Consider the following 18,460-nt stretch of genomic DNA (forward strand, 5'->3'; position numbering starts at 1 on the left):
CATTTTCAAATCCTGCTCGGCGCCAGGCCATAAAGCTTTTTAAATGCGAACGAGAAGTGCGACAAATCTTCAAACCCTACATCCATGTAAACATCTGATGGTGCTTTGCCTTTTTCTTTTATCAGGTAATGCGCTTCCTGCAACCGCCGGTGCTGCAGCCAGCGGCCCGGCGTAGTGCTGAACAGTTTTTCAAAATCGCGTTTGAAAGTAGCGAGGCTGCGGCCTGTTAAATAAGCAAAGCGGTTCAGCTCCACATTAAAATGGAAGTTTTTATTCATAAAGGCCTCCAGGTCTATTTTGCCCGGTTCGCTAAAATCAAACAAAACATCCTGCAGTTCGGGGTTTACTTTTAGCAACAGCAATATCGCTTCCTTTTGTTTATTGGCCACCAGGTCTTCGTTACCCTCCTGCTCTATTTGCAGATAAGGCTGCAGCGAATCCATGAAACATTTATAAAGCGGATCGTGCTTTAACCGCAAAATAGCTTCGCCATTAACATGCTTTTCGGCCTTACATCCAAATTCAATGCTGAAATTGCGCAGCGTTTGCTGGTCGAGGGATACCGATAACGACTTAAATGCCCCTCCTTCCGGCGGAAACTTTAAAAACTTCATCAGGTGATTGCGCCTGCTGAACCTGAAATCGCCTTCGTTAAACGCATATTCACGGCTTCCGTCATTGGTAGTCATCGTCCCGGCAACCTGGTAACTAAACCGGTGCTCCGGTACAAACTGCTCCCCTTCCCTGCTGCGGGTAAAGTAGCAGGAATAAGCTATAGGCGACTTTTTATCTCTTTGTGGCAACATGCTCCAAATTTAATGCTTCTGCATGAATCTCCGTGCCCTGCTCTGTGTCTCTGACAGTAAAAAACAATACACCGCCGGGCACGAAGATTCATACAGAAATACTCAATTTTATTTTTTCGCCCCAAAAAATGATTTCCCCATTTCAGTTTTGGTCAAATCTTCTGCATCACCGGCATTTGTCGAAAAACTTACCGGCATCCATTTTTCCATTTCTTCATTTCTTAAGGCGTTCGCCTGTTTGATCATCCCGATAGCTTCGCTTCCCAATACCAGGTGTACGGGTGGCTCAGGGTCCTGCACCAATGCTATCATTGCCTGCGCAGCCTTATCCGGGTCGCCCATCGGCATAAATTTACCGCCGGTAAACAACTCTCTGCGCACGCCTACTGTTGTTTCATAACCTTCAACCTCGGGCACGTCATACATAGCGGAAGTCGTCACCCAATCTGTACGGAAACCGCCTGGTTCAACACTGGTAACTTTAATCCCCAGCGGGGCCACTTCCTTAGCCAGTGCCTCGCTAAAACCACCCAGGCCAAATTTAGCTGCCTGGTATATGGTCAAGCCCGCATTACCAACCCGGCCGCCGACAGAACTGATCTGCAAAATGCGCCCGGAGCGTTGTTTGCGCATATAAGGCAATACCGCGCGGGTAATCGCTATCGGGGCATATAAGTTCGTTTCCAACTGGCTGCGCACCTGTTCGTCAGTATAAGCTTCGGTGGCGCCAATGATGCCAAAGCCGGCATTATTCACCAGCACATCTATCCTGCCGAATTTCATGACCGTATTTTCAACTGCGGCTAATATTTGCGCCTTACTTGTCACATCCAGTTGCAAAGGATAAACCTGCTCCGGGTATTTTTCCAGTAAATCTTTTAATTGTTCAGGGTTGCGCGCTGTTGCAGCAACGCTATCACCACCGGCCAGAACCGCTTCAGTAAGGCTGCGTCCCAATCCTCGGGAGCTGCCTGTTATAAACCAAACTTTCGACATAATTTTCATTTTTAATTTTTGTCAAAGTTAGATTTAACATGGGCCCGTAGTTTTGTTGAAACGTTCAAATTACTTTGCTCAAAGGCTCATTAATATTTCACTGATGCAGAAGAAATGATCTGTACGAGCACGTTAGGGACACGTTTAATTATACGGGTTTATTGCATAGAAAAAGCAAATTCCCACAGCCAGGCTATGGAAGAAACCAACATAAAGCGGCCACATAGCTGCGGCTTTTCAATTTCAATTTACCTGGGAATAACTATCGGCTGCACGTCGTCAACCACATCCGATTTTCCAGATTGCTTAAAAAGTTCAAGGGCAATCTAAAACAAAACAATACCTGTTTGTGAGGAAAAAATATTATTTAACCCCTCATCTTTGCCGGAGGAGGGGTTAAATAACTAACAGTGCTCACTATCAATTGATATTACGGTAATTATTCGGCACTTTCGGTTACCCGTTCAATTTCTTCTACCTGTTCCTCTTCTACCCTTGCCAACACCAATTCCTTACCGTCCTTTAAATTAACCACCCAAATACTGCGGGCGTTTTGGGCAATATGTATCGCATTCAATAATTTATAATCATGAAATTTTTTACTAACCAGGTACTTGATGTTTTTTGGCAGTTTTTCAGGGTCGTTCAGATAACTGATATGGTAAACAAGGCTACCCTTTTTATCATATAAAGCCTTGTTCTTTTGATCTTTGGTAATAAAATTAACCAGGTAATTTTTATCCAATTTGTACCAGCGCGGGCCAACGGCATCTTTAAAGGTCCTGGAAAATGCGTCCTGAACTTTTGGGGCCACGGGTGTTGTACTTCTGATGGTCACCTCCCGCAGCGTGTCGATCTTAATAATCTGGGCATAAGAATGTTGGAAAGAAAAGAGTACCAGCAAAACAGTGGCAATCCTGAAAATGAATCTCGTCTTCATAGCTTTAAGTTTTAATAGATGTGAATAGATAGGACTAATCTCGCTGATTTAAAGGACTTTGGAAATGACACTGGTCATATAAAAACCTGATCGTGGAAACAAAAATATTTAGGTCGGGCTACTGCCGTGCTGCGTTGTTTGTGGCAGTTTACAGGGTAAATAAACGCTTCTGCAGTAATTTAATGGAGGAACATGTCATTTTTCTATTCAACATACTGCCTGCAGCTCTTCCCACATAAATTAAAAGCCCTCTCCTGTTTTTGAAATACATTCTTACAGGAGAGGGGGTTAATGTGTTCTATCTGTTATCTGCAGTCGTTTTTTTTAATGCGGCCTATTTGGAAACATCATTAACGCGTTCAATTTCTTCAACTTGTTCTTCTTCAACGCGTGCCAGTATTAACTCATCATCGGCTTTCAAGTTTACAACCCAGATGCTCCGGGCGTCCTGGTCAACATGGATCGCGGTTAATATCTTACAATTGGGGTATTTGCCGTTTATCAAGCCACGGATATTCTTTGGCAAACCAAATGAATTAAACAGGTAACTGACATGATAGATCAGGTTTCCTTTTTTGTTATACAGCGCATGATTTTTCTGGTCTTTTGTTAAAAATTTGACCAGGTAATTTTGATCCATCTTATACCATCGTGGGCCGATGGCATCTTTAAAGTCTTTACTAAACGCGCTGGTTACCTTAGGGCTCACCAGCGAAGTGCTCCTGATGATAATTTCGCGTAACGTATCCACTTTAATAATCTGCGCAAAAGAGCTTTGGAAAGAAAAAAACAACAATAAAGTCGCCGTCATCCTGAAAATAGATTTCGCTTTCATAATTTTAGTTTTTAATAGATATTAACAGATAGGACAAATTTCGCTGATAATCAACGCATTGAAAATGACAGCAATCACCTAAAAACCTGATCTTTGAAACAAAATCATTCAATTGGCCGGAAGAAATAAGCAAAGCGTTTGTTTGCGAAGGAATCTAATCAAACAAAGTCCGGCACATTATTAAAATCCCTCCCCTGCGTTAAAAGCACGATTGCGCAGGAGAGGGATTTCGGAGGATTTCTTGTTTACACGACTACAAAGAGATATCAGTAATGCGTTGTATTTCCTCAACCTGTTCTTCTTCAACACGCGCCAGCACGAGGTGCGCACCTTCTTTTAAATTTACTATCCAAATACTGCGGGCATCCTGGCTCACGTGAATCGCTGTGAGGATCTTGCTGTCAGGATATTTTTCATTTACAAATCCGCGAATGTCATTTGGCATGCTAACTGTGTTAACCAGATAGCCAATATGATAAATCAGGTTACCTTTTTTGTTATACAACGCGCTATTTCTCTGTTCTACGGTCATAAACTTAACCACGTAATTCTGATCCATCTTATACCAGCGCGGGCTTAAAGCATTTTTAAAGTCGGTTGTAAAGGCTTTGGCCACAGCCTTATTAACAAGTGAATTACTGCGGATAACAACTTCGTTCAAAGTATCAACTTTTGTTACCTGCCCAAAGGAATTTTGAATAAAAAAGAACACTAACATCGCTGTAGTGGCCCGGAAAATGATTTTACTTTTCATATCTATGATTTTTAATAAATTGGTCGAATATCGGGGGCAATTGTATCACAGTAAATGATGCCGGTCACATAAAAAACTGATCCCTGATATTATAGTGTAATATTTACACTTCATCGTGAAACCCTGGCTTGCCAGCTTCCGGTGGTATTTGTAAAATATCAATTTTTAGCAATGGAGCTAAACTTTCCATAAAATGAATAAATGCGCCCTTTCAGCCGTTTCTTCGATAATAACGTTGAGTTTGTATCATTAAAAATCCCCCTCTGCCTGTCGTTTCCGACTTTTAATAGGGGGATTTAAAATCAGGTTTTACAACCGGATGAACAAACTTTCCGGGTATTGCCAGTTTTTTTTATTCAAGCGTATCGGTCAACCGTTGTACTTCATCCACCTGTTCGTCTTCAACTCTCGCCAGCACCCATTCATTTCCTGATTTCAAGTTCACCACCCAAATATCCCTCGAATCCTGTTCAACATGGATTGCAGTCAACACCATTTCATCGTTATACTTTTTGTTTACAAGTCCCCTTATTTCGGCAGGCAGGTCATGTCCCCTCATATAAGTAATATGATAAAGCTGAACGCCTTTTTTATCATAAAGTGTATTGTTTTTTTGGTTTCCGGAAAGAAACTTCACCAGGAAATTTTTGTCCAGCCTATACCAGCGCGGGCCTACCGCGTCCCTGAAATCTTTTGTAAAGGCATTGGTAACGGTTGCATTCACCAGGGAATTACTCCGGATAACTACTTCTTTTAAAGTATCAACCTTCATGTTTTGTGCAAAAGTAAATTGCATAGAAAAGAATACCACCATGCTGGTGATAATCCCGAAAATAGATTTCGATTTCATTTTTGTTAGATTTTATTGGATATTTATTAGAATAGGCAAATTTCGCCAGTAACCGCCCCCCGCCAAATGATTATAGTCACTTAAAAATCTGATCTTTGATACACAAAAACCATATGCGGGTGTATCAATCAATTTGTCACAAGCCCGTTACTTTCCTCATTTGTAAAACACCATTTATTTGTTGTTATTTGGAATGGAATTGACCCCATTATTATTATATGAATAGATATTTACTTACAGGCTGCTGTTTTGCGGCAGCATTGCGTGTTTCTGCCCAGCAGGGCCCGGTTTTAACTGCGAGCGATTACGCCCATGCCGAAAGCTTTTTAAGTTATAATACCGAACCGCTTATTGACCATGGGCCGGTACGCCCTAACTGGCTACCCGGCGACAGGTTCTGGTTCCGCGACCTCAATGCGAAGGGAAGTGAGTTTATTTTGGTAGATCCGGTAAAAAAAACCATTTCGGGCGTTTTTGACCAGGGGAAATTAGCAGCCGCCCTATCCACAGCAACCGGCAAATCATACAGCGGCTTTATGTTGCCTTTTCAAACTTTCAGTTATTCCGCTGATAATAAAGCAATCATTTTCAGGGCCGATGGCAAACTATGGAAATGCGATTTACAAAGCTACCAGGTAAGCCCCGACACAGGAAAGATGAGTGAAGCTGTTGCAGGCTTTGCTGCAGGCCGGCGCGTAAGGGGAAACCAGGGCACAGAGATCGCTTCTCCCGACGGAAAAAAAATAGCTTTTTTGCGCGACTATAACTTATGGGTACGTGATGCAGCCACCAAAAAGGAAACCCAGCTTACTACCGATGGCATTAAAGATTTTGGCTATGCTACCGATAATGCCGGCTGGAAAATGGGCGACGGGCCTATCCTGCTATGGTCGCCCGATTCAAAAAAAATAGCAACGTTTAAACAGGATCAGCGCGACGTAAGCGATATGTACCTGGTGACCACCAACGTGGGTAAACCTACCCTAAAAGCATGGAAATACCCGCTTCCGGGCGATAAAAATATCGCTACTATTCAACGGGTGATCATCGATGCTGACAATGCAAAGGTGATCAATATCCAGGTTCCGCCCGATGCGCACAGGGCCACCTTGAGTGATGATATTGCCAGCAGCGGAACCTTTGATGATGTAAACTGGAGCGACGATGCCACACAACTGGCCTTTGTTTCAACCAGCCGCGACCATAAGGACGAAAAATTCCGAATTGCTGATGCCAACAGCGGCGCTGTGCGTGAAATTTTTGAAGAAACCGTACCAACCCAATATGAATCGGGCTGGGGAACCATTAACTGGAAGTACCTGCAAAAAACAAATGAGATCATCTGGTTCTCTGAAAGGGATAACTGGGGACATCTTTATTTATATGATGCGCTTACCGGCAAATTAAAAAACCAGGTTACAAAAGGCAATTTTGTGGTAACCAGCCTGGTAAAAGTTGATGAGAAAAACCGGGTATTATATTTTATGGCAGATGGCAAAGAGGCGGAAAATCCTTATTTCAGCCAGTTATATAAAATCGGGTTTGACGGCAAACACCTCAGCTGCCTTACACCCGAAGATGGAAATCATGAGATCACCTTATCCCCCTCAAAAAACTATTTCGTCGACAATTTTTCAAAACCCGATGTCCCGCCGGTGACGGTTTTCAGGGATATGAATGGCAAATTGCTGGTTAATGTGGAGAAAACCAATATTTCACGCTTGCAGGCCGCCGGCTGGAAACCGGCTACCCCCATCACATTAAAGGCGCATGACGGTACAACCGATATTTATGGCCTTATGTTTTCTCCTGCCAACCTCGACCCAAACAAAAAATACCCGATTATTGATTATATCTATCCGGGTCCACAGGGCGGCAGTGTTGGCAGTTGGTCATTTGCGGCATCAAGAGGCGACAACCAGGCTTTGGCTGAATTGGGTTTTATTGTGGTGGCAATTGAAGGCACGAGCAATCCCCTGCGTTCAAAAAGCTTCCATGATATGAGCTATGGCAATATGGCCGAAAATACACTTCCTGATCAAATAGCCGGGATCAGGCAACTGGCTCAAAAATATAGCTATATGGATACCACGCGCGTGGGTATCTGGGGGCATTCAGGCGGTGGCTTCGCAACTGCTGCGGCGATGTTCCGCTACCCTGATTTCTTTAAAGTGGGTATTTCCGAATCGGGCAATCATGACAACCGTAATTATGAGGACGACTGGGGCGAACGCTACGATGGATTAGCTGCAAACTCAAATTATGATGCGCAGGCAAATGAAAATTATGCTAAAAACCTAAAAGGGAAACTAATGCTTGCACATGGTTTAATGGATAATAACGTTCCGCCGCAGAACACCTTGTTGGTTGTTGAAGCGCTTGAGAAAGCCAACAAGGATTATGACCTGGTGATCTTCCCCAACAGTGCGCATGGCTACGGCGGTTTTTCTCCTTATATGATGCGACGTCGCTGGGATTATTTTGTAAAGAATCTGGCTGGTGGGGAAACGCCAAAAGAATATGAAATTAAAATAAAACCCGACCCCAGGAACAGCAAATAAAAGATATAAAAAAAAACAAGTGACAAACAAAAAAGCGGGTAATAATTTATCCGCTTTTTGTTTATATTATAAAATGAATGACTAGTTTATTTACGCAATACAAATCCGGCAACTTGCTCAAAATTATACCCCTCAAAGCCGCGGCCCAATTCTCTTCTGTCCGTAGTATAAAAATGATCGTTCGCTTCAGCGTTATAATACCTGAATAACGGAATACTTCCAGGCACGTGGAAATTGTAAATATAACAGGCAACACCTTCAAAATTATAGCCCGCATCGCCCATACCCAATTCATGCAATTTCATGGTATAAAAATGATCACCGGTTTTTGGGCTGTAATACCTGAACAGTTCCTTTATCGGTTGATTTGGACGCGGCTCTGCAAAAACCCTGCAGGTAACACCTTCAAAAGCCCATTCCCTTGTGCCATTGCCATACTCATTAAAATTTGTGGTATAATAATGTTTGTTTTGTTTTGGATTATAATACCTGAACAATGGCCGTTGGGCAAATACGACGCCCGATATTAAAATAAGCAATCCTAAGGTTAAAATCTTTTTCATTATGATGATATTAAATATATGTTTAAGACCTTTTGCAAAAGCAAAAGTTTAATGCACAATTTTAATAAAAATAAAGATCAAACCCCTCTAAAACGGACATCAAATAACAAATTATATTAGTTACAAATAAGCAAACCCGCGTTCTATTTTAAAGTCATAAAACCAGGTTAGTTTTTAATCCAATGATAATTGAATTAAAAAAACAACAAAAGCCGTTCAAACTAAACGGCTTTTGTTATTAATAGTACCATAAATTTTATTGTCCGCTGGTTGGCGCGGGTTTGCCTATAAGGGTCATAAACTGGTCTAATTTGGGCGTAATAATAATCTCGGTGCGGCGATTTTGCGATTTACCCATGTCGCTGCTATTGTCAGCCACTGGGTTATATTCGCCTCGTCCGCCCGCTGTTAAACGTTTGGGATCAACATTGTAGGTGTTTTGCAGTGCCTGCACTACCGAAGACGCCCGCAGTGCACTCAAATCCCAGTTGTTGCGGATATTGGTTTGTGCTATCGGTACATTGTCGGTATTACCTTCAATCAGCACATCATAAGTAGCATAATCATTAATGATCTTGGCGATTTTACCGAGCGTTGCCCCAGCCTTATCTGATATTTGGTAACTACCTGATTTATAGAGCATATTATCTGAAAGGGATATATACACAACTCCTTTCAATACTTTAACGTTGACGTCCCTCATTTCATCTGAAGTTAATGAGCGGGTAAGATTCGTAGTCAGGATCTGGTTAAGCGAATCACTTTTATTTTTGAGGTTAACAAGGTGCTGGATGTATTTATCAGAAGCGGTAATCTGGTCAGCAAGTTTAGCGATGTTTACATTACCCTGGTTACTTCCTGCCAAACATTTATTTAACGCATCCTGTAAACCTGCCGCGTTGGCTTTTGCCTGGTCAATTTGCTGCTGCAAGCTTTCCACCTGGGTTCTTGAAACCGCAAGCTCCTGCTGCGTAGTTTGCCAGCTTTGTTTTAATTTGCTGTTGGTATCCAACGAGCGATTGTAATTTGTTTGTAATTCAGCATACTTTTTATTGCTTACGCATCCCTGGCTAATTGCTGCTGCAAGCAATACCAGTGGTAACAAAAATTTAAGTTTCATGACATTTATAATTTATCAGCCAATCATAACCATTTATGAGCTGCATGCTGGTATTAACAAAAAAGGAGGGCTAAAGTTTCGGCCCCTGAACTGTCAGTGAAAACGTTTGCATAAAAATGTAACATTTCATCGTCAACATCGGGCTTTATAACGACCAAAAACTTAACCCATAATTTAATATTTAACTTTGGATATTAAGCACCTAGCAAATCAGCCTGTCACAAGAAATACAACACTAAATAATAGTTAATATCTGTATAAAAACAGGGTTATTATATAATATAACTATTTATTTTTTTGCTTAAACAATTATAAAAATTCATATATAACGGCAACAACTGTTATAATAACACGTATAAACGCCCGAACCAACATTACAATGAATTCAACTTTTACTATGGCGCCTGAAATTGAGGAAAGCAGGTTACCAATTATATCACTCCTCAACGAGGCTTATGCCTGCCGCACCAATAATTTAAAGCGAAGTATTGAATATGCGCAAAAAGCGCTTTCAATGAGCCGCCATTTAACAGACACAGGGCTTATGGCACAAAGCCTCAGCCGTTTGTCACTTTTCTCAATGATTATGGGTGAATATGATAACGCCCTGCGCTTGGCCCAGGCGGCGATTAAACATTTTGCGGAACTAAATGATGAAAGAGGCATAGCCGATGCAAAATATAATATTGCAGGGGTGCATTATAAAACCAATAATTTTCATTTGGGGCTGGCTAACCTGGTAGATTGTATCACCATATACAGAAAATTTAATGATCATCACAACCTGTCAAGGGCACACAAGTCGCTTGGTACGATTTATGAATATTTTGGTGACGAAAAAAACGCAGTTAGCGCTTACGAAGAAGCTATAAGAGCGGGCCGGAAAGCCGGTGATTTAAACCTGGAATCAAATGCCTACAATAATCTTTCGGGAATTTATATTAAACGCAACAATATTGAAAAAGCAGCTGTCCTTATTGAACGCGCCATCGATATAAAAAGAAAAACAGGCGATATCAGGGGCCTGGCTTTTAGTTTGTATGGCAGGGGAAAAGTTAACATGGCCCGAAAAAATTATCAACAGGCCGAAGTTGATTTTAAAGCGGCAATGGATATCCACCTGGACATGGGCGAGACACTTGGGCAGGGAATGGCCTTTCATAAACTCGCTCATCTTTACCTTCAAACGGGGCATTTACAAAAAGCTAAAGAAGTTTTAACCAAAGGGCTTGATTTCAGCACAACCCATAACATCGTAATGGTAAAATACAAATGCTGTTTTTTGTTCTACCAGTTATTTAAATTGGAGTGCGACCCGGTGAACGCCCTTCATTACCTGGAGCTTTACCATAAAGAAAAAGACAGCGTAATTAATACCCAAACCCTAAAGATCATTGAAAACTACGAGCTGATAACTCAAATGGCTAACAATGAAAAGGAAGTGCAGCTTGAAAAAGCAGAGATCATTAAGAAAAAAGATATTGCTGAACAAACAGCGCGTGTAAAACAGGATTTCCTGTCGACCATGAGCCACGAGATCAGGACGCCATTAAACGCGGTAATTACAATTGCCTCGTTATTAGGCGACAAAGTAAAAAACGAACAAAAAGAACTTGTTGATACCCTTAAATTTTCATCCAACAATTTACTGCTGATCATCAATGATTTCCTTGATTTTACCAAACTGGATGCCGGCAAGGCACAACTAGAATTGCGACAGGCAGATTTGAAAAAACTGTTGGGAAACATAAAAAACACTTACATGGGGTTGGCCGTTGAAAAAGGAAATCAATTGCTCCTGAACATAGATCAGGAGGTTTGTGATCATTACGAACTGGATGAAACCAAAGCCTCCCAAATAATAGGAAACCTGGTAACCAATGCCATCAAATTTACTGAACGCGGATTGATAACCATCTCGGTTAAAAAGTTAAGTACTGACGGTTGCTTTGATCACTTACTTTTTGAGGTTAGCGACAACGGAACAGGGATTGAAAGCCAACACCTGGAGAATATTTTTGATAGCTTTTTTCAACCCCAAACCATTACCACCCGCAAACAAGGGGGCACAGGGCTTGGACTGGCAATTGTTAAAAAACTGGTAGAATTACACGGCGGCACCATACATGTAAGCAGCCAAACCGGCAAAGGATCTGTTTTTTATTTTGATCTGAAATTAACAAGGGCTACTGCCCCAATAAAAGCAATTGAAAAACGGCTCGATTTATTAGCCGGAAAAACTGTTTTGCTTGCTGAAGACAATATGATCAACGCTATGCTGATCCGGAAGTTACTTTCAAACTGGAAAATGAACTCGGAGCATGCCAAAAATGGCGTAGAAGCAGTTGAAAAATCTAAACTAAAGGTGTATGATTTTGTTTTAATGGATATACACATGCCCGAAATGGATGGATATGAAGCAAGCTGGAATATTCAACAAAAAGGGAACGTGAACAGTAACACCCCAATATTTGCTTTAACCGCTGACGTTACCGCCGAAACAAAAGAGGAACACGTTAGCCTGTTCAATAGTTTTTTACACAAGCCTATTGAAATTGATAAAATGCAGGAAGCGTTTATAAAATATACAGGAGGGCAGGAAAGACGTGCGGCCTCCTCATTTCCAAAATGACGGCACCTTAGTTGTACCCCGTAAAGTACAATCCATGCAAACCGGCGTACTGTACTTATAGGCAATAATCCCTCCACCGGGCGCACTTACGGGCGTTGTAGCCTCGTATGAATAAGGTGGGTTGATCAGCGTATTCTGTACATCGTTAAAGCCTTGCTTATTTGCATAATAGGCAGTATCCTCCTCACAGTCATAGGGATAAGTGGCGGATATTCCCTTTGGCAATGATGAGTTTGCTATGAATATCCTTTTTGATTGAATACTTGCTACCGTTATATAACCGATCACCGGTTCACCGGAATTGGTAGTACAATGTATGTTGCCCACAAGCTGCGAGGGCTCTGCATCAAAAATACTCCCCAGTTGCTCCGTGTTTTTTTTCAGGTTTTGATAAAAGGCATATGCTTTTGGTGATAATGCATACTGCTTTACCAATATGGAATATTTAGATTCCAATTTTTCAGAAGTTAGCGGAATTTTAGTCAGTGGACTTTGATATACCACATCCTGGCTCAGTTTTGTAGTGGAATTCAGAATAATGTTCGACGACTTCTGGTTACCGAAACAATAATAAACCATTTGATCGGGCGTACGGTATTCAATGGTGTGCTTAATCGTATCAAGCCTGCTCACCGACAGATATTTTGCATGGAAGATCCAGGTTTCATCATAATCCCAGCGGTAATAATGTGTACTATTGGAAGGATCATGGGCATTTATATACAGCTGCAGCCCGTCATTTTCAACTAAATAACCTATGCTGTCTATCGGCGGGGTTATTTTCACACTTTCAAAATCCGATAAATACTGGCTCCCGCTGGCTATGCTTATTCGTAACCTGTATTGTTGTGAAGCTGGCAGGTTTAGCGCTGTAGAAAAATAACTCCCATTGCCATCATCAATAAGGGGCCAGGTATTGCCTTGGTTGTTTTCCACTGTAACAGTTGCACCGGTTATTGGGTTTAAGGTAATGCCAGCATTAAGGGTAACTGTTTTACTTAATTTGATAATGGTAGAATCGCTGCCCGGGTTGATCACGCCCTCCACGACAAGGTAGCTGTTTGCTGTAGACGAAGCCGGAGGATTGTATGGTTTCTTACAACAAAACAACGACGCTAAAATCAGGAAGCATGTGCTGCGAAATTTAACCATATTGCCCGGGATCAGGATTTTAATTGTTACGTAACAAAAAACACTAATGTAACAATAACCAACTATTTTTAAATATACCGATTAATTAATTAGATACGAAAAGCTTACTATCGCCAAAATGAAGGTGCTTTAGTTGTCCCCCTGAGCGTACAATCGGTACAATCAGGGGTGCTGTACAAGAAACCATAAATAACTCCTGTTGGCGTAAACAACGCCCTGGTAGGCAGATCGGTAACCGGCTGGTTTATTAAAATGTTTTGTACATCATTGTAACCTTGCTTGTTACGGTAAAGGGCGGTATCCTGTTCGCAATCATAGGGGTAATTTGTTGTGGTATTTATGGGGACAATCGCGCTGGTTAAAAATATCCTTTTGGACTGAACATTAGTAATGGATATATAACCAATTACAGGCTCAGCGGCATCTGCAACATTATGGATATTGCCTTGCAGCTGCGATGGCTGAGCGTCAAAAATGCTTCCCAGCTGTTCCGTGTTTTTCTGGATGTTAAGATAAAATTGATAAGCATCGCCGGTTAAGGCGTATTGCCTTACAAGTACAGAATAGGTAACTTCCAGTTTTTCGGAACTGAAAGGAATAGTTGTTAACGGGCTTTGATATACTTCATCCTTGCTCAGTTTAGCGGTTGAATTAAGAAGAATATTGGAAGATGCGTCATTCGCATAACAATAATAAACCCCTTTGTCTGAAGGGCGGGGTACAATATTGTTAGTAGAAGGGTCAACCATAAAATGAGATTCATATTTGGAATGAAACAACCATGTTTCATTATAATCCCAGCGGTAATAATGGGTATTGTTGGCCGGGTCGTGCGAATTTACATAAAGCTCAATACCCTTATTTTTGACCGTATATCCTATACTATCAATTGGCGGTGTAGGTTTCACGATGATAAAGTCCGATAAATACTGCCTCCCATCTGCCGTTTTTATGCTCAGCCGGTATTTACCGGTTGCCGGCAGATTTAGGCCAGGGGCAACATAATTTCCGTTATTATCACCAGTTAAGCCCCATGAAACGCTTTGATCACTTTCCACCGTAACAGTGGCTCCGGGCAACGGATTTAAAGTAACCTGTGCATTTAAATTGACCGTTTTACTTAATTTGATAATAGTAGAGTCGTTGCCGGAATTAATTACCCCTTCAACTACCAGGTAACTGCTGGCCGAAGTTATCACTGGGGGATTATAAGGCTTTTTGCAGCAAAATAAGAACAGAACCAGCAAACAGCAGCCACTTGTAATTTTCTTCATAAACACACTGGAACCTATTGATTAAGGCCTACGGATAAATAATTGATTTGGCGCCAAAAATCAAATATAACAGATGAAAAACAAATTACACTATGAGTTTAAAAATTTAACAAACAGAGTTAAAAAACTCACTCTTCTCATACAGATGACCATTGGTTAATGACGTATGGCCCCCTCCACAAGTTCCCCATAAAATTCCATCAGGTCCATCCCGGCAGCCCGCACTTGCTGCGGAATCAGGCTGGCTGCAGATTGACCAGGTGTGGTATTCACTTCTATAAAATAAAAATCCTCAGTGCTTTCCAATAAAATAAAATCTATCCGCACCATTCCTTTACAATTCAGCCTGAGATAAACTTCGGTAACTATCCCGGCAATCTGATCGATTTTTTCAGCAGGCAGATTTGCCGGGGTGATCTCTTCAGTAACGCCCGGCGAATATTTGGCCTCATAATCAAAAAAGTCCTTTGAACTGATGATCTCCGTAGCCGGCAAAACCGTAATCTTTCCATTTAACCTGGCTACGCCTATGCTAAATTCGCGGCCTTTGATAAACTCCTCCACCAGGATCTGGTCATCTTCATGAAATGCTTTTTGCAAAGCTTCGGGCAACCCGGCTACATTATAAACCTTGCTCATCCCAACACTGCTGCCCCCATTGTTGGGTTTGATAAATAAAGGGAAATGAAGAGATGCCGCTACTATAGCCACATCATGCATATCGCGCTGAAAAAGCCGCAGGGAACGCGCAGTATGTAAACCATGGATACCCTCAACAATGGCTTTGGTATATGCCTTATTCATGGTGATAGCCGAGGTAGTGGCATCGCAGGTATTATAAGGGATCCCCAGCATATCAAAATACCCCTGTAATTTACCATCCTCGCCGGGCGTGCCATGGATGGTAATAAACGCGAAATCAAATTTCACCTTCTCCCCTTTCAGCTCCAGGCTAAAATCATTTTTATCAATATCGCTGCCCATGTTGCCATCCTCATAAAACCAACGGTCGCGGTTAATCAAAATAGTATAAACCTTATACTTACCGGGATTTAAGTTAGCCGCAATATTTTTTGCACTGTTGATAGAAACTTCATATTCGCCGGTAAAACCTCCGGCTATAAGGGCAATGTTTTTCGTTATCATGATTGATCAAAGATAAATTTAGATTTCGGATGTCGGATGGTTGGTTTCGGATTTTTTTTTCGGTGTCACAACAACAAAATTTCTTACGACTCACGTTTTTTAAAATATCAAACGATTTTCTAATCTAGTTCCTGGATCAGGTAGTCTGTTTGCAAAATTATCTAAAACCGGAAATTTCATAAATCCGAAATCGAAAATCCGAAATCCGAAATTTTTCCGGTATGTTTGGCCTTAAATTTAATTCGAAGCGATCTATCATCCCAAATGAATAAATTCTGGATTTATTTAAAAACAAAGCAGTTTCGCAATACCCTGCTGCTCATAGTCGGTTCTGTTTTTGCATTGGTGCTCATAATGTTTTTCAGCCTGGGCGCTTATACGCGCCACGGCACCGGCGTTCCTGTACCCCATTTAAAGGGGATGGATGTTGACAAAGCAATTCAACTATTAAAAGACCAGGGATTCGACTATAAAATTGATTCGGTTTATGTACTTGATAAACCGCCGGGCGCAGTAATTGAACAGGATCCCGATCCCGGAACTAACGTTAAAGAAAACAGAACCATATACCTTACCGTTGTTACCCGGCTTGCACCACCTGTTGCCATGCCCGACCTGACCCCCTATACTTACCGCGAAGCGGTTGCCACACTTGCCAATTACGGCCTGAAGGTTGGAGATACTACTTACAAATCGGACATTGCCCGCGACCGTGTACTCGAAATGCGTTTTGCAGGACAGCCGCTGCTGCCGAATTCAAAAATACCCAAAGGATCGCGAATCGACCTGGTTTTAGGAAACGGCGCCGGCGCCAGCCAGGTAGATATCCCTGAATTGGTTAACCTTGCACTTGATGAGGGAAAATTCGCAATCAGGCACAGCGGTCTTACCCTGGGCACTATTACTTACCAGGGGCCGATCACTGATTCGGCTAATTTGGTTATTGTTGCACAATCACCCATGAAAACCGATTCAATATCCAAAACGGCTAATGGTACCCCGGTAAACCTGACTGTTACCCAAGGTAAAAAATCAGATGCACAGCCCAATTGAAGCAAATGAACTTTTACACCGGATGAATGCAGGTGAAAGCTTAAATTTGCTTGACGTTCGCGGGGTAATTGAATTTCACACCTATAACATTGGTGGTAACAACATCCCTTTACCTGTATTAGCAAAAACCGCTGATAGCACTGGTTATAACAAAAAGGATGAAATAATAGTTATATGTAAAGTAGGTTTAAGAAGTGAAACCGCATCCCGTATATTAAAAGACGCGGGCTTTGAAAACGTAAGAAACTTAACAGGGGGGCTTATCGCCCTTCAAAAATTAAAATAAAAGAAATTACTTATTTGGTATGACGCAGAAAAAAAGCCCGCAGGGCGGCACGTTTAAAAAATTTATAGTTGTTATGGTGATCATACTCATCATAGCGCTTGGCTTTACAGGCCTGAATTATTATTTAAAATATTTCGGCCCCAATGTTACCGGTAAACAGGAATACTTGTACATACACACCGGCGCCAGCTTTAACGATGTATTTAAAACCATTAAAGATGAAGGCATTGTAAAAGACAGTACCACTTTTTATTGGTCGGCGCAAAACATGAACTATGTAAACAGGGTAAAACCGGGCCGTTACCATTTGCACGAAGGGATGAGCAACCGCAAACTGATCAATATGCTGGCTTCGGGCACGCAGGAGCCGGTTACCCTGTCCTTTCACGACCTGAGGCAAAAGGAGCAATTTGCCGGCTTTGTAGCGAAAAAAATAGAGCCTGATTCAGCGTCTATTATCCATTTGCTTGATTCTGCAGCCTATTTGCAGCAATATGGCTTTACACCCGACAATGTGTATACCATGTTTTTGCCTAACAGTTACCAGCTATACTGGAACACAACGCCCGAAAAGTTTTTTAAGCGGATGTATGCCAATTACGAAAAATTCTGGACACCGGCACGCAAAGCAAAAGCCGCCGCTATTAACCTCGACCCGATAAAAGTTTCAATACTGGCATCTTTGGTTGACGCGGAAGCATTGCACGATGATGAAATGCCAACCATTGCCGGCCTTTACCTTAACCGCCTGAACAAAGGCATGAAACTGGAATCGGACCCGACGGTGATCTTCGCCGAAAATGATTTTACCATCCACCGGGTACTCACCAGGTACTTGTCCATCAATTCGCCATATAACACCTACCTGCATACAGGGTTGCCACCCGGGCCGATAATGATGCCATCGGTTAATGCTGTTAATGCAGTGCTCGACTACCAGAAGAACGATTACATTTATATGTGCGCCAAAGAAGATTTTTCGGGGTATCATAATTTTGCCACCAACATAGCAGATCACCTTGCCAATGCCCACAAGTACCAGCAGGCGCTTAACGAAAGAAATATAAAACGCTGATGTTTGAGCACGCTACCAAAATAAGGGTGCGCTATGGCGAAACCGACCAGATGGGCTATATGTACTATGGAAACTATGCCGAATTTTATGAAGTTGGCCGTGTTGAAATGTTGCGCAGCCTTGGCCTCACCTATAGTGGCATGGAAGAATCGGGTATTAAGATGCCTGTGCTTGAACTGCATTGCAAATACCTTAAACCCGCCCTTTACGATGAAGAGATCACGGTAAACGTTATTATGGATAAAATGCCGGGCATCCGCATCCATTTCCGTTACGAGCTTTTTAATGAAAAACAGGAGCTCATTAATACCGGCGAAACCCTGCTGGTTTTTATCAATATGAAAACCAACCGCCCATGCCTGCCTTCGCAAGAATTTTTAGATAAATTAAAGCCCTTTTTTGAGTAAATTTGGCTTA

General features: G+C 41.9%; 17 protein-coding genes. 6 read left to right on the forward strand and 11 right to left on the reverse strand.

Annotated elements, in window-relative coordinates; genetic code table 11:
* Nucleotides 1–5: 5 nt before the first annotated feature.
* From MgSA37_RS14650 to MgSA37_RS14675, 6 genes are all read right to left on the reverse strand, one after another.
* The gene (locus MgSA37_RS14650) at nucleotides 6–806 is read right to left on the reverse strand and encodes a helix-turn-helix domain-containing protein (protein WP_096352925.1); all 801 of its coding nucleotides are present in this window, start codon (nucleotides 804–806) and stop codon (nucleotides 6–8) included.
* A gap of 108 nt (nucleotides 807–914) precedes the next feature.
* Entirely contained in the window at nucleotides 915–1,802 is an 888-nt protein-coding gene (locus tag MgSA37_RS14655) for an oxidoreductase (RefSeq protein WP_096357503.1), read from the reverse strand.
* Nucleotides 1,803–2,241: 439 nt separating this feature from the next.
* Nucleotides 2,242–2,742, reverse strand: a complete 501-nt coding sequence (locus MgSA37_RS14660) for a hypothetical protein (RefSeq protein WP_096352926.1) — start codon at nucleotides 2,740–2,742, stop codon at nucleotides 2,242–2,244.
* Between the two features lie 334 nt (nucleotides 2,743–3,076).
* Nucleotides 3,077–3,577, reverse strand: coding sequence for a hypothetical protein (locus MgSA37_RS14665; RefSeq protein WP_096352928.1), 501 nt, complete (start codon nucleotides 3,575–3,577; stop codon nucleotides 3,077–3,079).
* A 253-nt stretch (nucleotides 3,578–3,830) separates the two neighbouring features.
* The gene (locus MgSA37_RS14670) at nucleotides 3,831–4,331 is read right to left on the reverse strand and encodes a hypothetical protein (protein WP_096352929.1); all 501 of its coding nucleotides are present in this window, start codon (nucleotides 4,329–4,331) and stop codon (nucleotides 3,831–3,833) included.
* 352 nt (nucleotides 4,332–4,683) lie between these two features.
* On the reverse strand, nucleotides 4,684–5,181 hold the full coding sequence (locus MgSA37_RS14675) for a hypothetical protein (protein WP_096352931.1): 498 nt from the start codon (nucleotides 5,179–5,181) through the stop codon (nucleotides 4,684–4,686).
* A 218-nt stretch (nucleotides 5,182–5,399) separates the two neighbouring features.
* Between MgSA37_RS14675 and MgSA37_RS14680 the strand changes: the two genes are divergently transcribed.
* Nucleotides 5,400–7,742 carry a S9 family peptidase gene (locus MgSA37_RS14680; protein ID WP_096352933.1) on the forward strand — a complete coding sequence of 781 codons (2,343 nt, stop codon included), beginning with the start codon at nucleotides 5,400–5,402 and terminating at the stop codon, nucleotides 7,740–7,742.
* An 86-nt stretch (nucleotides 7,743–7,828) separates the two neighbouring features.
* Here MgSA37_RS14680 and MgSA37_RS14685 read toward each other — a convergent pair whose 3' ends face one another.
* Together MgSA37_RS14685 and MgSA37_RS14690 are read right to left on the reverse strand one after the other, a co-directional pair.
* Entirely contained in the window at nucleotides 7,829–8,305 is a 477-nt protein-coding gene (locus tag MgSA37_RS14685; RefSeq protein WP_096352934.1) for a hypothetical protein, read from the reverse strand.
* 256 nt (nucleotides 8,306–8,561) lie between these two features.
* Nucleotides 8,562–9,425, reverse strand: a complete 864-nt coding sequence (locus tag MgSA37_RS14690) for an OmpA/MotB family protein (protein ID WP_096352936.1) — start codon at nucleotides 9,423–9,425, stop codon at nucleotides 8,562–8,564.
* A 379-nt stretch (nucleotides 9,426–9,804) separates the two neighbouring features.
* Here MgSA37_RS14690 and MgSA37_RS14695 point away from each other — a divergent pair, with 379 nt between their 5' ends.
* Nucleotides 9,805–12,057: a tetratricopeptide repeat-containing hybrid sensor histidine kinase/response regulator gene (locus MgSA37_RS14695; protein ID WP_096352937.1), complete on the forward strand. Its 2,253-nt coding sequence runs from the start codon at nucleotides 9,805–9,807 to the stop codon at nucleotides 12,055–12,057.
* Here the strand turns inward: MgSA37_RS14695 and MgSA37_RS14700 are convergent.
* The 3 genes from MgSA37_RS14700 to MgSA37_RS14710 all read right to left on the reverse strand — a co-directional run bounded on the left by MgSA37_RS14700 (nucleotide 12,043) and on the right by MgSA37_RS14710 (nucleotide 15,629).
* On the reverse strand, nucleotides 12,043–13,209 hold the full coding sequence (locus MgSA37_RS14700; RefSeq protein ID WP_096352939.1) for a DUF4249 domain-containing protein: 1,167 nt from the start codon (nucleotides 13,207–13,209) through the stop codon (nucleotides 12,043–12,045). The genes MgSA37_RS14695 and MgSA37_RS14700 overlap by 15 nt on opposite strands.
* Nucleotides 13,210–13,316: 107 nt before the next feature.
* On the reverse strand, nucleotides 13,317–14,483 hold the full coding sequence (locus MgSA37_RS14705) for a DUF4249 domain-containing protein (protein WP_096352940.1): 1,167 nt from the start codon (nucleotides 14,481–14,483) through the stop codon (nucleotides 13,317–13,319).
* 156 nt (nucleotides 14,484–14,639) lie between these two features.
* The gene (locus tag MgSA37_RS14710) at nucleotides 14,640–15,629 is read right to left on the reverse strand and encodes a D-alanine--D-alanine ligase (RefSeq protein WP_096352942.1); all 990 of its coding nucleotides are present in this window, start codon (nucleotides 15,627–15,629) and stop codon (nucleotides 14,640–14,642) included.
* A gap of 264 nt (nucleotides 15,630–15,893) precedes the next feature.
* Between MgSA37_RS14710 and MgSA37_RS14715 the strand changes: the two genes are divergently transcribed.
* The 4 genes from MgSA37_RS14715 to MgSA37_RS14730 are packed head-to-tail and all read left to right on the forward strand — an operon-like array spanning nucleotide 15,894 to nucleotide 18,450.
* On the forward strand, nucleotides 15,894–16,682 hold the full coding sequence (locus tag MgSA37_RS14715; RefSeq protein ID WP_096352944.1) for a PASTA domain-containing protein: 789 nt from the start codon (nucleotides 15,894–15,896) through the stop codon (nucleotides 16,680–16,682).
* Nucleotides 16,666–16,968: a rhodanese-like domain-containing protein gene (locus MgSA37_RS14720; RefSeq protein ID WP_096352945.1), complete on the forward strand. Its 303-nt coding sequence runs from the start codon at nucleotides 16,666–16,668 to the stop codon at nucleotides 16,966–16,968. The genes MgSA37_RS14715 and MgSA37_RS14720 overlap by 17 nt, the downstream gene beginning before the upstream one ends.
* A 19-nt stretch (nucleotides 16,969–16,987) precedes the next feature.
* Complete coding sequence (mltG, locus tag MgSA37_RS14725) at nucleotides 16,988–18,043, forward strand: endolytic transglycosylase MltG (protein ID WP_096352947.1); 1,056 nt, start codon at nucleotides 16,988–16,990, stop codon at nucleotides 18,041–18,043.
* A complete protein-coding gene (locus tag MgSA37_RS14730) occupies nucleotides 18,043–18,450 on the forward strand; it encodes an acyl-CoA thioesterase (protein WP_096352949.1) in 408 nt (135 codons plus the stop codon). The genes mltG and MgSA37_RS14730 overlap by 1 nt, the downstream gene beginning before the upstream one ends.
* Nucleotides 18,451–18,460 lie beyond the last annotated feature (10 nt).

It is taken from the genome of Mucilaginibacter gotjawali, from assembly GCF_002355435.1.
Classification (GTDB): Bacteria; Bacteroidota; Bacteroidia; order Sphingobacteriales; family Sphingobacteriaceae; genus Mucilaginibacter; species Mucilaginibacter gotjawali.

Bases quoted from the DNA above. Each gene is read 5' to 3' on its own strand.
- MgSA37_RS14650 (WP_096352925.1), bottom strand. From the start codon at position 806: ATGTTGCCACAAAGAGATAAAAAGTCGCCTATAGCTTATTCCTGCTAC.
- MgSA37_RS14655 (WP_096357503.1), bottom strand. From the start codon at position 1,802: ATGTCGAAAGTTTGGTTTATAACAGGCAGCTCCCGAGGATTGGGACGC.
- MgSA37_RS14660 (WP_096352926.1), bottom strand. From the start codon at position 2,742: ATGAAGACGAGATTCATTTTCAGGATTGCCACTGTTTTGCTGGTACTC.
- MgSA37_RS14665 (WP_096352928.1), bottom strand. From the start codon at position 3,577: ATGAAAGCGAAATCTATTTTCAGGATGACGGCGACTTTATTGTTGTTT.
- MgSA37_RS14670 (WP_096352929.1), bottom strand. From the start codon at position 4,331: ATGAAAAGTAAAATCATTTTCCGGGCCACTACAGCGATGTTAGTGTTC.
- MgSA37_RS14675 (WP_096352931.1), bottom strand. From the start codon at position 5,181: ATGAAATCGAAATCTATTTTCGGGATTATCACCAGCATGGTGGTATTC.
- MgSA37_RS14680 (WP_096352933.1), top strand. From the start codon at position 5,400: ATGAATAGATATTTACTTACAGGCTGCTGTTTTGCGGCAGCATTGCGT.
- MgSA37_RS14685 (WP_096352934.1), bottom strand. From the start codon at position 8,305: ATGAAAAAGATTTTAACCTTAGGATTGCTTATTTTAATATCGGGCGTC.
- MgSA37_RS14690 (WP_096352936.1), bottom strand. From the start codon at position 9,425: ATGAAACTTAAATTTTTGTTACCACTGGTATTGCTTGCAGCAGCAATT.
- MgSA37_RS14695 (WP_096352937.1), top strand. From the start codon at position 9,805: ATGAATTCAACTTTTACTATGGCGCCTGAAATTGAGGAAAGCAGGTTA.
- MgSA37_RS14700 (WP_096352939.1), bottom strand. From the start codon at position 13,209: ATGGTTAAATTTCGCAGCACATGCTTCCTGATTTTAGCGTCGTTGTTT.
- MgSA37_RS14705 (WP_096352940.1), bottom strand. From the start codon at position 14,483: ATGAAGAAAATTACAAGTGGCTGCTGTTTGCTGGTTCTGTTCTTATTT.
- MgSA37_RS14710 (WP_096352942.1), bottom strand. From the start codon at position 15,629: ATGATAACGAAAAACATTGCCCTTATAGCCGGAGGTTTTACCGGCGAA.
- MgSA37_RS14715 (WP_096352944.1), top strand. From the start codon at position 15,894: ATGAATAAATTCTGGATTTATTTAAAAACAAAGCAGTTTCGCAATACC.
- MgSA37_RS14720 (WP_096352945.1), top strand. From the start codon at position 16,666: ATGCACAGCCCAATTGAAGCAAATGAACTTTTACACCGGATGAATGCA.
- mltG (WP_096352947.1), top strand. From the start codon at position 16,988: ATGACGCAGAAAAAAAGCCCGCAGGGCGGCACGTTTAAAAAATTTATA.
- MgSA37_RS14730 (WP_096352949.1), top strand. From the start codon at position 18,043: ATGTTTGAGCACGCTACCAAAATAAGGGTGCGCTATGGCGAAACCGAC.